The organism is Pseudomonas sp. V88_4 (assembly GCF_029967985.1).
Classification (GTDB): domain Bacteria; phylum Pseudomonadota; class Gammaproteobacteria; order Pseudomonadales; family Pseudomonadaceae; genus Aquipseudomonas; species Aquipseudomonas glycinae.
Map to the genome: position 1 here is coordinate 189,930 of NZ_JASCAF010000043.1, position 13,022 is coordinate 202,951.

The window sequence follows — 13,022 nt, forward strand, 5'->3', positions numbered from 1 at the left end:
CAGCTTGAAGCTCGAAGCTTGTAGCTGTTTTTCTGGCTTAAATCGCGCCACGCTTGCGCAGCAGATCCAGCACTTGCTTGACGCTTTCATCCAGCGACAACGACTGGGTGTCGATCACCAGATCAGCATCCAGCGGCACGTCATACGGGAACGACTCACCCGGAATGTTATCGCCACCCGCAGCATACAAACCTTGCGGATCACGCTCGGCGCACACAGTCGGCGAGGCCTGGACATAAACCGTCAGCAGACGCTCCCTGCCAATCAGATCCTTCGCCTGCTCACGACCTTCGGCACTCGGCGCCACGAAAGCCGCAAGCGTCAGCAGACCCGCTTCGTTGAACTGGCGCGCCACGTGTGCGGCACGACGCCAGTTCTCGGTGCGACCGGCGCGATCCTGCGGCAGACCTTTGTTGAGGTCGTGACGCAGGTTCTGACCATCCAGCACAAACACCGCACGGCCCATATCGAACAGTTTGCGCTCGACGGCATAGGCCAGCGTGCTCTTGCCCGCGCCCGACAGACCGCTGAACAGCACGGTGGCCGGTTGCTGGCCGAAACGCTGGGCGCGCTCTTCGGTCGCTACATGGGCCAGTTTGCCGTGGTGCGTAGCCGTGCCATGGGTCACCGGCTGAGCGACGATCATACCGGCGCCTACAGTGCCGTTGGTCAAACGGTCGATGACGATGAACGCGCCGGTGGTGCGGTTGCTGTCGTAACCGTCGAGGGCGATCGGCGCGTCGAGCGCGATCTTCACCTTGCCGATTTCATTGAGCTGCAACGCGCTCGCCGGGCCTTCTTCGAGGGTGTTGACGTCGACCTTGTTGACGATGCTGGCGATGGAGCCCGGCACGTAACTGGTGGCACGCTTGATGTCGTATTTCTTGCCCGGCAGCATCGGCTCTTCAGCCATCCACACCAGCATCGCTTCGAAACTGTCGGTCACCGGCGGAACGTTGTCGGCGTGGACCAGCAGGTCGCCACGGGAGATGTCGATTTCGTCTTCCATGGTCAGCGTTACCGCCTGGCCAGGACCTGCGTGTTCCAGCTCACCTTCGAAAGTGACGATGGATTTCACTCGGCTGCTCTTGCCCGACGGCAGGACCACGACTTCGTCGCCCTTCTTGACGATGCCGCTGGCCAAAGTGCCGGCGAAACCGCGGAAGTTCAGGTTCGGACGGTTGACGTACTGCACCGGGAAACGCAGATCGGTGAAGTTGCGATCGCCCGCCACTTCCACGCTCTCGAGGATTTCCATCAGCGACTGGCCGGTGTACCACGGCGAGCGCTCGGACTTGTTCACCACGTTGTCGCCCTTGAGAGCGGACATCGGCACGAAGTGCATGCTCGTCGGCTTCATCTTCAAGCCTTCGGCGAACTTCAGGTAGTCGGCCTTGATCGACTCGAACACGCCTTCATCAAAGCCCTTGAGGTCCATCTTGTTGATGGCGACAACAATGTGCTTGATGCCCAGCAACGAGGCGATGAAGCTGTGGCGGCGGGTCTGGGTCTGCACGCCGTAACGGGCGTCGACCAGGATGATCGCCAGGTCACAGGTGGACGCACCGGTGGCCATGTTGCGGGTGTACTGCTCATGGCCGGGGGTGTCGGCGATGATGAATTTGCGCTTGGCGGTAGAGAAATAGCGATAGGCGACATCGATGGTGATGCCCTGCTCGCGCTCGGCCTGCAGGCCGTCGACCAGCAATGCCAGGTCGATGTCGTCACCGGTGGTGCCGACTTTCTTCGAATCGCGGGTGATGGCTTCCAGGTGATCTTCGTAGATCATCTTCGAGTCGTGCAGCAGGCGCCCGATCAGGGTGCTCTTGCCGTCATCGACGTTACCGCAGGTCAAAAAGCGCAGCAGCTCTTTACGTTCGTGCTGGCCCAGGTAGGCGAGGATGTCCTCGCTGATCAAATCAGATGCGTGGCTCATTGCATTCAAGCTCCGAGCTGTAAGCTTCAAGCGGCAAGCTTGTCGGCGTACAGCTAGTCAGAAATTTTGTTAATCAACCCGCCCAGCATTCGAGAAAGCTCGCGAGTTTCCATAATCCAGTTTTCAGCCAGCGGGTCTGCGATGTATGCAATGTCTCGAGCAATAAGGACCTGGGTTCGCAACTCCCCACAAGAGCCTTTCGCAACCCAAAGAAAATGAATTTTTTCTCTGGTACTACGACGCTCCATGCCCTCGGCGATATTGGAAGGCACTGAAAGTGCTGAGCGGGTGATTTGGTCCTTGAATCCAAAATCCCCACATCGTGCGAACTCTCTGTAGATCCCCACTGCCAGACACTTGCTTCGCTGCCAAACAACCAGCTTCTCGAAATCCATTACGAGCCATCCGATTCCGGCTCACAGCAACCGTCTGCAAGCACCAAACTGCAAAGTTACGCATACCGCCTTTAACTTGCAGCTTGCGGCTTGTAACTCGAAGCTTAAAAGTACCCCTGACGTTTCTTGTCTTCCATCGAGCCTGCGCCATCGTGGTCGATGACCCGGCCCTGGCGCTCGGAAGTTCGCGTCAGGAGCATTTCCTGAATGATGTCCGTCAGGCTTTCGGCCTCGGACTCCACCGCGCCCGTCAACGGGTAGCAGCCAAGGGTACGGAAACGCACTTTCTTTTTGACGATGCGCGCCTTGTCCTCATCGGACAGGTGCTCGAGGATGCGCTCGTCGTCGATCATGATCAGCGTGCCGTTCTTCTCGATCACTTCGCGTTCGGCGGCGAAGTACAGCGGTACGATCGGGATGCCTTCGAGGTAGATGTACTGCCAGATGTCCAGCTCGGTCCAGTTCGACAACGGGAACACGCGAATGGATTCGCCCTTGTTGACCTTGCCGTTGTAGACGTTCCACAGCTCCGGACGCTGGTTCTTCGGGTCCCAGCGGTGTTTGCTGTCGCGGAACGAGTAGACGCGCTCCTTGGCGCGGGACTTCTCTTCATCGCGACGGGCACCGCCAAAGGCTGCGTCGAAACCATGCTTGTCGAGTGCCTGCTTCAGGCCCTCGGTCTTCATGATGTCGGTGTGCTTGGCGCTGCCGTGGGTGAACGGGTTGATGTTCTGCGCCACGCCGTCGGGGTTGATGTGAGTGATGAGGTCCAGGCCAAGCTCTTCGACCATCTTGTCGCGGAACTTGTACATTTCCTGGAATTTCCAGCGGGTGTCGACGTGCATCACCGGAAACGGCAGTTTGCCCGGGAAGAACGCCTTGCGCGCCAGATGCAGCATCACGGCGGAGTCTTTACCGATGGAGTACAGCATCACCGGGTTGTCGAACTCGGCGGCCACCTCGCGGATGATGTGGATGCTTTCCGCCTCCAGCTGTTTCAGATGCGTCAGTTTGTCGACCATGGCTACTCACGAAAGCTTTCTTATGAACGGCCAGCGGGCCGTGTTCGAGCGAGGAATCCTAGCACAGCGACCTCTTCTAATCAGGACGCCGACTAGATCGAAAGGGTATATGAATATGCCTGCCCGTTCGGGCGCTCAGATCGGATTCGGGCAGTCGATAAAGATGTGCTCCAGGGCAAAGCGCTTCGCCAGATAGTCGCCCAGCGCCTGCACGCCGTAGCGTTCGGTGGCGTGGTGGCCGGCGGCGATGAAGCTGATGTCGTTTTCCCGGGCGCTGTGGAATGTCTGCTCGGAAGCTTCACCGCTGAGGAACAGATCGACGCCGGCCGCAATCGCATTGTCGATGTAACCCTGGCCGCCGCCAGTACACCAGCCGACTCGACGGATCATCGCGCTGCCTTCGACCAGCAGCGGCTCGCGGCCCATGACTTCCTGCACTTTGCGGGCGAAGTCGCGCGGGGTCATCGGCTCGCTCAGCGAACCGACCAGACCGACGATCTTCAGATTGTCCGGGTCCAGCGGCCCTTCGACGGTGATGTCCAGCTGCCGGGCCAGCTGCACGTTATTGCCGACGTCCGGGTGCAGATCCAGCGGCAGGTGATAACCGAGCAGGCTGATGTCGTGCTTGAGCAGCGTCTTCAGACGGCGCTGCTTCATGCCGATGATGCACGGGTTCTCGCCCTTCCAGAAATAACCGTGATGCACCAGCACCAGATCGGCTTCGGCCTCGACGGCGGCATCCAGCAGCGCCTGGCTGGCGGTGACGCCGCTGACGATGCGCATCACCTGCGGACGGCCCTCGACCTGCAGGCCGTTGGGGCAATAATCGGCAATTTTCGCACTGCCGAGGTAACGGTCGGCTTCTTCGACCAGGGTGCTCAGGGCGACGGCCATGAAAGACTCCTAAATATCCCGTTCAGAGGCGCGCGCGGCCTCGTATAATGCGCGACATTATGGGCGGTCTGCCCCCGCCTGCAACTTTTCCAGGACGTGCTTAATGCTCAAGGCGCTGCGTTTTTTCGGCTGGCCGCTGTTGGCCGGTGTGCTTATCGCTCTGTTGATTATTCAGCGTTACCCGCAGTGGGTCGGGCTTCCGAGCCTCGACGTCAACCTGCAACAGGCCCCGCAGACCACCAGCGTGCAGCAGGGGCCAGTGTCCTATGCGGACGCGGTGACCATCGCTGCGCCGTCGGTGGTCAACCTCTACACCACCAAAGTCATCAACAAGCCGAGCCATCCGCTGTTCGAGGATCCGCAGTTCCGCCGCTTCTTCGGTGACAATTCGCCGAAGCAGAAGCGCATGGAATCAAGCCTCGGCTCCGGCGTGATCATGAGCCCGGAAGGCTACATCCTGACCAACAACCACGTCACCAGCGGCGCCGACCAGATCGTCGTGGCGCTCAAGGACGGTCGCGAAACCCTGGCCCGGGTAATCGGCAGCGACCCGGAAACCGACCTCGCCGTCCTGAAGATCGACCTGAAGAACCTGCCGGCGATCACCGTCGGACGCTCCGACAATATCCGCATTGGCGACGTCGCACTGGCCATCGGCAACCCGTTCGGGGTCGGCCAGACCGTGACCATGGGCATCATCAGCGCCACCGGCCGCAATCAGCTGGGCCTGAACAACTACGAAGACTTCATCCAGACCGACGCGGCAATCAACCCGGGCAACTCCGGTGGTGCACTGGTCGACGCCAACGGCAACCTGACTGGCATCAACACTGCGATTTTCTCCAAGTCCGGCGGCTCGCAAGGCATCGGCTTCGCGATCCCGGTGAAACTGGCGATGGAAGTGATGAAGTCGATTATCGAGCACGGCCAGGTGATTCGCGGCTGGCTGGGCATTGAAGTGCAACCGCTGACCCAGGAACTGGCCGAGTCGTTTGGCCTGTCCGGGCGTCCGGGAATTGTAGTGGCGGGGATTTTCCGCGATGGCCCGGCCCAGAAGGCCGGCCTGCAACTGGGTGACGTGATCCTGAGCATCGACGGCGAACCGGCCGGTGATGGCCGCAAGTCGATGAATCAGGTGGCGCGGATCAAGCCGACCGACAAGGTCACGATTCAGGTAATGCGCAACGGCAAGGAGTTGAAGCTGACCGCTGAAATCGGTCTGCGTCCACCGCCGGCGCCGATGAAGGAAAAAGAAGAGTAAGACTTTGTTCGCGTCACCGACGCGAATAACAGACATTCTCAACAGGCATGTTATATTGTTTCAATTAGCACATTGGAACAACATAACATGTCGTCTCGAAAAAAGGCCTCCCTCCTCGGCCTGACCCTTGGCCTGCTGGGCGATCCCGCGTTTGCCGATGAACCGCAAACGCTTGAACTCGACGCCATCAGCGTCATCTCCGATTACGAATCCCCTGCCGGTCCGGTCAAAGGCTATCGCGCTACCCGCTCGTCCAGCGCCACCAAAACCGACACCGCGATCCGCGATATTCCGCAGGCCATCAGCGTGGTGCCCGCCAGCGTGCTCAAGGATCTGGGCAGCACCAGCGTAGAACGCGCGCTGGATTTCGCTGGTGGCGTGTCGAAGCAAAACAACTTCGGCGGCCTGACGCTTTACGAATACAGCGTGCGCGGCTTCACCACCTCTGAGTTTTACCAGGACGGCTTCAGCGCCAACCGTGGTTATCCGAGCACACCGGACGCAGCCAACATCGAGCGCATCGAAGTGCTAAAAGGACCGGCCGCCAGCCTGTATGGCCGAGGTGATCCGGGTGGCACGGTAAACATTGTCACCAAAAAACCGCAGCCAGCGGCCTTCACCACCCTGCAAACCAGCGCCGGCAGTTGGGATCGCTATCGCACCGCGCTGGACGTCAACACGCCGCTGGATGATCAGGGTGATGTGCTGTCGCGAATCAATCTCGCGGTCGAGGACAACAATAGCTTTCGCGACCACGTCGACAGTAAACGTGTATTCGTTGCCCCCTCTTTCAGTTGGCAGTTGAACCCGGACACCAGCCTGCTGGTGGAGAGCGAATTCGTGCGTCATGGCTCGACCTTCGACCGCGGCATCGTTGCGCCTAACAATAAATGGAGCGGCGTCTCGCGCTCGACATTCCTGGGTGAGCCGAACGACGGCAACATCGACAACCACAACAACAGACTGCAAGCCACGCTTGAGCACCACCTCAACGATGCCTGGAAACTGCGCCTGGCCAGCCATTACAAGGAAGGCAAACTCTGGGGTTTCGCCTCCGAAAACCGTGCCTTGAATGCCGATGGCCACACCGTCAACCGCCGCTATCGCGAACGCGATACCAACTGGCACGACAGCATCACCCAGCTGGAACTGCGCGGTCTGTTCGACCTCGGCACCTGGCAGCACGAACTGCTGATCGGCAGTGAGTACGAAAACTTCCGCAAGAACGAGCGCGTCACCACCATCGCCGGCGGGCCTTACGCCATCAATATCTATAACCCGGTGTACGGCCAGCCCAAACCCAACGGCGCACGCTCCGGTACAGACTTCTTCGAACACGTCGAAAGCCATGCGCTGAACCTGCAGGATCAAATCGTCTTCAGCGAAAAACTGCGCGGGATGATCGGGGCGCGATTCGAGCACTTCGAGCAAACCATCGATGACCACAGCCGCAACACCACCAGCCGTCAGACCCACGACGCGCTCACCCAACGTGCCGGCCTGCTCTATCAACTGACACCGGACACCGGCCTGTTCGCCAACGCCTCGACCTCATTCAAACCGAACAACGGCCTTGATGCGGCTGGCAAATCATTCGATCCGGAAGAAGGCGTGGGTTACGAAATCGGCATCAAGAACGAGCTGTTCGACGAACGGTTAAGCAGCACCCTCGCCTTCTTCCATATCGACAAGGAAAACGTCCTCGCCCTCGACCCGGGCACCGACACCAGCCGCGCCATGGGCAAGGCCCGCAGCCGGGGTTTCGATCTGCAGGTCACCGGGCAAGTCACCGACGCCGTCAGGGTGATCGGCGCCTTCGCCTGGATCGACGCCGAAGTGACCAAGGGGGATGCCGCGATCCCCGCCGGTAGCCGCATCCTCGGGGTGGCCAAACGCAGCGGCAGCCTGCTGGGTGTCTACGAGTTTCAGGACGGCCGCTTACGCGGCTCGGATATCGGCGCGGCATTCACCTACGTCGGTGACCGCTCAGGTGAGTCCGGCAGCGATTTCGAGCTGCCGGCCTATCACACCGTCGACCTGCTGGCCCATTACAAGGCCAGCGACACCGTCACTCTCGGCCTGAACCTGAACAACCTGTTCGACGAAAAGTACTACGAGCGCTCGTACAGCAACTACTGGGTCAACCCAGGCGAGCCGCGCAATTTCACAGTCAGCCTGACATTCAACCTGTAAAAGGACGTCACCATGCATTACGGCAAACTCTTATTGATCATCGCTGCGCTGTTCGCTGGCCAAGCATCAGCGCATGGTCTGTGGACCGAACAACGACGCGGCAATATCGAAGTGATCTACGGCCACGGCGCAGAAGACAACGCGTTCAAAGCGCAGAAAATCAGCGGTGCATGGGCATATGACGTCAGCGGCAAGATGATTCCGGTCAACGTGCAGCGCCTGACCGATCATGCGCGACTGCAACCGCTGAAACCGCCGGCGGTAATGGCCGTGGCCCTGAACAATGGCATGTGGTCCCAAACCGCCGACAAGAAATGGATCAATGAGGGACGCAGCAAGGTACCGGGCGCCATCGAGTCGACCGAGACCCTCAAGTACAGCCTGGCGATTTATCAGCCGGGAGCGAAGCTGCCCAAACTCAATCAGATCAAATTGCTGATTTTGCCGGAGGTCGATCCGCTGACCGTCGGCCCGGGGAAATCATTGCCGGTGCGGGTGTTGCTGGATGGCAAACCGGCAGCGGGCGTGAAGTTGATCGGTGACTACCGCAGCGCGCCGAATACCTTGAGCACTGAAACCGACAAGGACGGCCGCGCTCAGGTGCTGGTGCGTAACGAGGGATTGAATGTGATTGCGGCGCAGGTGGAGGTGCCGGTGAAGGACAATGCAGAGGTGAGCAGTCGGGGGTTGTTCAGTTCGTTGACGTTCCTGGGCGAACCGCATCATGAATGAACCAACGCTGATCCCTGTGGGACGAAACCCACAGGGATCAGCGTCGTTTCAGAGTTCGCCCAGACCGTCGATCAACGCCTGATTCTGTTCCGGCGTGCCGATCGAGATCCGCAGGAACTGGGCAATCCGCTCCTGCTTGAAGTGGCGCACGATCACGCCCTGTTCACGCAGTTTGGCTGCCAGCCCTGCCGCATCGTGTTGCGGATGCCGGGCGAAGATGAAGTTCGCCGCTGACGGCAGCACTTCAAAGCCCTTGGCCTGCAACTGCGCAACCACCCACTCGCGACTATCGATGACCAGTGCGCAGGTCTTGTCGAAGTATTCGCGATCCTCGAACGCCGCTGCCGCACCGACATTCGCCATGCGATCGATCGGGTAGGAGTTGAAGCTGTTCTTGATCCGCTCCAGCGCCTCGATCAGGTCCGGGTGGCCGACCGCCAGACCGACCCGCAGGCCCGCCAGCGAACGGGACTTGGACAGGGTCTGAGTCACCAGCAGGTTCGGATAACGGTCCACCAGGCTGATCGCGGTTTCGCCGCCGAAGTCGATGTAGGCCTCGTCGACCACCACTACCGAATCCGGGCTGGCCTTGAGAATCTGCTCGACCGCTTCCAGCGCCAGCAGGCAACCGGTCGGTGCGTTCGGGTTGGGGAAAATGATCCCGCCGTTCGGCTTGGCGTAGTCAGCCGGGTTGATCCGGAACTGGGCATCCAGCGGCACTGCATCGAACGTGATGCCGTAAAGGCCGCAGTAGACCGGATAGAAGCTGTAGCTGATGTCCGGGAACAGGATCGGCTGATCGTGTTGCAGCAGACCGTGGAAGATGTGCGCCAGCACTTCATCCGAGCCATTGCCGAGGAACACCTGATTGTTCTGTACGCCGTAGTACTTGGCGACGGCATTTTTCAACAGGTCGCTGTTCGGATCCGGATACAGACGCAGGTTGTCGTTGAGTTCGGCTTGCATCGCCGCCAGGGCTTTTGGCGACGGGCCGTACGGGTTTTCGTTGGTGTTGAGTTTGACCAGACGAGTCAGCTTCGGCTGCTCACCGGGTACGTAAGGCACCAGATCCTTGACGAACGGGCTCCAGAATTTACTCATGTTCAGTTCCCCTTCACTTCGTCTTTGATGCGGTATTCGGCGCTGCGCGCGTGGGCGCTCAGCGATTCGCCACGGGCCAGAATCGATGCAGTCTTGCCAAGTTCCGAAGCACCTTCTTCGGAGCAGAAGATGATCGACGAACGTTTCTGGAAGTCATACACGCCCAGCGGCGAGGAGAAACGCGCGGTGCCGGAGGTCGGCAGCACGTGGTTCGGGCCTGCGCAGTAGTCGCCCAGCGCCTCGGAGGTGTGGCGACCCATGAAGATCGCACCGGCGTGCCGGATCTGCGGCAGCCAGGCCTGCGGGTCGGCGACAGACAGTTCAAGGTGTTCCGGGGCGATGCGGTTGGCGACTTCGATGGCCTGGGCCATGTCGCGCACGTGGATCAGGGCGCCACGACCGTTGATCGAGGTTTCGATGATGGTTGCGCGATCCATGGTCGGCAGCAGTTTGTCGATGCTCGCGGCGACCTTGTCGAGGAACTCGGCGTCCGGGCTGACCAGAATCGCCTGGGCGTCTTCGTCGTGCTCGGCCTGGGAGAACAGGTCCATGGCGATCCAGTCCGGATCGGTCTGGCCATCGCACACCACGAGGATTTCAGACGGGCCGGCAATCATGTCGATGCCGACCTGACCGAACACGTGACGCTTGGCAGTGGCGACATAGATGTTGCCCGGGCCGACGACCTTGTCCACCTGCGGCACGCTCTCGGTGCCATAGGCCAATGCGGCAACGGCTTGTGCACCACCGATGGTGAACACCCGGTCGACGCCGGCGATGCACGCCGCTGCCAGCACCAGTTCGTTGACCTCGCCACGCGGAGTCGGCACCACCATCACCACTTCAGTGACACCGGCAACCTTGGCCGGAATCGCGTTCATCAACACCGACGACGGGTACGACGCCTTGCCGCCCGGCACGTACAGACCGGCGCGATCCAGTGGCGTGACCTTCTGACCCAGCACGGTGCCGTCGGCTTCGGTGTAGCTCCAGGAGTCCTGCTTCTGTTTCTCGTGATAGCTGCGCACGCGGGCGGCGGCTTTTTCCAGCGCTTCGCGTTGTGGGACAGTGATGCGGGTCAGGGCCAGTTCCAGGCGCTCGCGCGGCAGGATCAGGTCCGCCATCGAGGCGACTTCAAGGCCGTCAAATTTCTGGGTGAACTCGACCAGCGCCGCGTCACCGCGCTCGCGCACAGCCTTGATGATGTCCAGCACCCGCTGATTGACCGAGTCGTCAGACACACTTTCCCAGCTCAGCAGATGATCCAGATGATGCGCGAAATCCGGGTCAGCAGCGTTGAGTCGGCGAATTGCAGTCGGTGCGGTCATAGCGAGAGCCTCATAGGAATGGCAAAAACTCAGGCGCCCGAAACTACCATTCGATCCGCTTGGGCACCTGAGATTCTGGCTATGAGGCGGATAGACGGCGCAACTTGACGTCGCGCAGGTAAATCAGCCGCGGTGTCGAGACTCCACTGCCTTGCGCAGGGTGTCGATCAACGCCTGGATACGGGCGTGTTGCATTTTCATCGAAGCCTTGTTGACCACCAGACGCGAGCTGATCGTGGCGATCAGTTCCTGGGGTTCCAGGCCATTGGCGCGCAGGGTGTTACCGGTGTCGACCACGTCGATGATCTTGTCGGCCAGGCCGATCAGTGGCGCCAGCTCCATCGAGCCGTAGAGCTTGATGATGTCGACCTGACGGCCCTGCTCGGCGTAGTAACGCTTGGCGACATTGACGAATTTGGTGGCGACGCGCAGGCGGCCCTTGGGCTCGACCGCGCCGACCTTGCCGGCGGTCATCAGCTTGCACTGGGCAATCTGCAGATCCAGCGGCTCGTACAGGCCCTGGCCGGTGTATTCCATCAGCACGTCTTTACCGGCAACGCCGAGGTCGGCCGCGCCATGCTCGACATAGGTCGGCACGTCGGTGGCCCGCACGATCAACAGGCGAACGTCTTCCTGGGTCGTGGGGATGATCAGCTTGCGGCTCTTGTCCGGATTCTCGGTCGGCACGATGCCCGCTTCGGCGAGAAGCGGCAGGGTGTCGTCAAGGATGCGGCCCTTGGACAGTGCGATGGTCAACATGGGAAACGTCAGTCCTTATCAAGGTACTCATGTCCGGTCGCAAACGGCGCCGGACATACATCGAGGGCATTACCACCCCCGATCAAAACGAATTCAACGGACACTTCCCTGTGTCCAGATGCAGCGACTAGCCCGGAACGCGACGGATCCTGGCGCCCAGCATCTGCAGTTTTTCCTCGATGCACTCGTAACCACGGTCGATGTGGTAGATGCGGTCGATCAGGGTATCGCCTTCGGCCATCAGGGCCGAGATCACCAGACTGGCCGAGGCCCGCAGGTCGGTTGCCATCACTGGCGCGCCCTTGAGGATTTCAGTACCGGTCACGATGGCAGTGTTGCCTTCGACCTGGATCTTGGCGCCCATGCGGTGCAGTTCGTAAACGTGCATGAAACGGTTTTCGAAGATCGTCTCGATCACGGCACCGGTGCCTTCGGCAATGGCGTTGAGCGAGATGAATTGCGCCTGCATGTCGGTCGGGAATGCCGGGTACGGTGCGGTGCGCACGTTGACTGCTTTCGGGCGCTTGCCGTGCATGTTCAACTCGATCCAGTCTTCGCCGCTGGTGATTTCGGCGCCGGCTTCACGCAGCTTTTCCAGAACCGCTTCGAGAATCGTCGGATCGGTGTCCTTGACCTTCACGCGGCCACCGGTGACCGCAGCGGCTACCAGATAGGTGCCGGTCTCGATACGGTCAGGCATGACTTTGTAGAAAGTCGAACCCAGACGCTCGACGCCGTCGATGGTGATGGTGTCGGTGCCGGCACCGGAGACCTTGGCGCCCATGGCGTTGAGGAAGTTCGCCAGGTCGACCACTTCAGGCTCGCGGGCGGCGTTCTGCAACACGCTGCGGCCCTTGGCCAGAGCGGCAGCCATCATGATGTTCTCGGTACCGGTCACGCTGACGGTATCGAAGAAGAAGTGCGCACCGCGCAGACCGCCTTCAGGGGCCTTGGCCTTGATGTAGCCACCCTCGACGTCGATGACCGCGCCCATGGCTTCCAGGCCACGGATGTGCAGGTCGACCGGACGCGAACCGATGGCGCAACCACCAGGCAGAGCGACTTCGGCTTCACCGAAACGCGCAACCATCGGGCCCAGCACCAGGATCGAGGCACGCATGGTTTTCACCAGTTCGTACGGGGCGATCAGGGTCTTGATGGTGCGCGGGTCGATTTCGACGCTGAGCTTTTCGTCGATCACAGGCTCGATGCCCATGCGACCGAACAGCTCGATCATGGTGGTAATGTCGTGCAGGTGCGGCAGGTTGCCAACAGTCACCGGGCCATCGCACAGCAGGGTGGCGGCCAGAATCGGCAGGGCGGAGTTCTTCGCCCCGGAGATGCGGATCTCGCCATCAAGACGAGCGCCACCGGTAATAATCAATTTATCCATAAGAATCT

11 protein-coding genes are annotated in these 13,022 nt (G+C 60.4%); 3 read left to right on the plus strand and 8 right to left on the minus strand.

Features of this window, described 5'->3' with window-relative positions; genetic code table 11:
• Positions 1-37: 37 nt before the first annotated feature.
• From cysN to QLG12_RS20250, 4 genes are all read right to left on the minus strand, one after another.
• Entirely contained in the window at positions 38-1,936 is a 1,899-nt protein-coding gene (cysN, locus tag QLG12_RS20235; protein ID WP_236193224.1) for a sulfate adenylyltransferase subunit CysN, read from the minus strand.
• A 53-nt stretch (positions 1,937-1,989) separates the two neighbouring features.
• Entirely contained in the window at positions 1,990-2,331 is a 342-nt protein-coding gene (locus tag QLG12_RS20240; RefSeq protein WP_039769318.1) for a four helix bundle protein, read from the minus strand.
• Between the two features lie 104 nt (positions 2,332-2,435).
• Entirely contained in the window at positions 2,436-3,353 is a 918-nt protein-coding gene (gene cysD / locus QLG12_RS20245; RefSeq protein WP_007912374.1) for a sulfate adenylyltransferase subunit CysD, read from the minus strand.
• A gap of 135 nt (positions 3,354-3,488) precedes the next feature.
• Positions 3,489-4,247 (minus strand): Nif3-like dinuclear metal center hexameric protein, encoded by a 759-nt coding sequence (locus QLG12_RS20250; protein ID WP_282475130.1) that lies wholly within the window; start codon positions 4,245-4,247, stop codon positions 3,489-3,491.
• Positions 4,248-4,350: 103 nt separating this feature from the next.
• Here QLG12_RS20250 and algW point away from each other — a divergent pair, with 103 nt between their 5' ends.
• From algW to QLG12_RS20265, 3 genes are all read left to right on the plus strand, one after another.
• Complete coding sequence (gene algW, locus QLG12_RS20255) at positions 4,351-5,508, plus strand: Do family serine endopeptidase AlgW (protein WP_236193226.1); 1,158 nt, start codon at positions 4,351-4,353, stop codon at positions 5,506-5,508.
• An 87-nt stretch (positions 5,509-5,595) separates the two neighbouring features.
• Entirely contained in the window at positions 5,596-7,701 is a 2,106-nt protein-coding gene (locus QLG12_RS20260) for a TonB-dependent siderophore receptor (RefSeq protein ID WP_197869706.1), read from the plus strand.
• A 12-nt stretch (positions 7,702-7,713) separates the two neighbouring features.
• Positions 7,714-8,433 carry a DUF4198 domain-containing protein gene (locus QLG12_RS20265; protein ID WP_085654632.1) on the plus strand — a complete coding sequence of 240 codons (720 nt, stop codon included), beginning with the start codon at positions 7,714-7,716 and terminating at the stop codon, positions 8,431-8,433.
• Positions 8,434-8,481: 48 nt separating this feature from the next.
• Here the strand turns inward: QLG12_RS20265 and hisC are convergent, their stop codons facing one another.
• The 4 genes from hisC to murA form a co-directional block, all read right to left on the minus strand.
• Complete coding sequence (gene hisC, locus QLG12_RS20270) at positions 8,482-9,534, minus strand: histidinol-phosphate transaminase (RefSeq protein WP_197869705.1); 1,053 nt, start codon at positions 9,532-9,534, stop codon at positions 8,482-8,484.
• Between the two features lie 2 nt (positions 9,535-9,536).
• Positions 9,537-10,862: a histidinol dehydrogenase gene (hisD, locus tag QLG12_RS20275; protein WP_236193230.1), complete on the minus strand. Its 1,326-nt coding sequence runs from the start codon at positions 10,860-10,862 to the stop codon at positions 9,537-9,539.
• Positions 10,863-10,985: 123 nt separating this feature from the next.
• Entirely contained in the window at positions 10,986-11,621 is a 636-nt protein-coding gene (hisG, locus tag QLG12_RS20280) for an ATP phosphoribosyltransferase (RefSeq protein WP_007953554.1), read from the minus strand.
• A 127-nt stretch (positions 11,622-11,748) separates the two neighbouring features.
• A complete protein-coding gene (gene murA / locus QLG12_RS20285) occupies positions 11,749-13,014 on the minus strand; it encodes a UDP-N-acetylglucosamine 1-carboxyvinyltransferase (RefSeq protein ID WP_064382523.1) in 1,266 nt (421 codons plus the stop codon).
• Positions 13,015-13,022 lie beyond the last annotated feature (8 nt).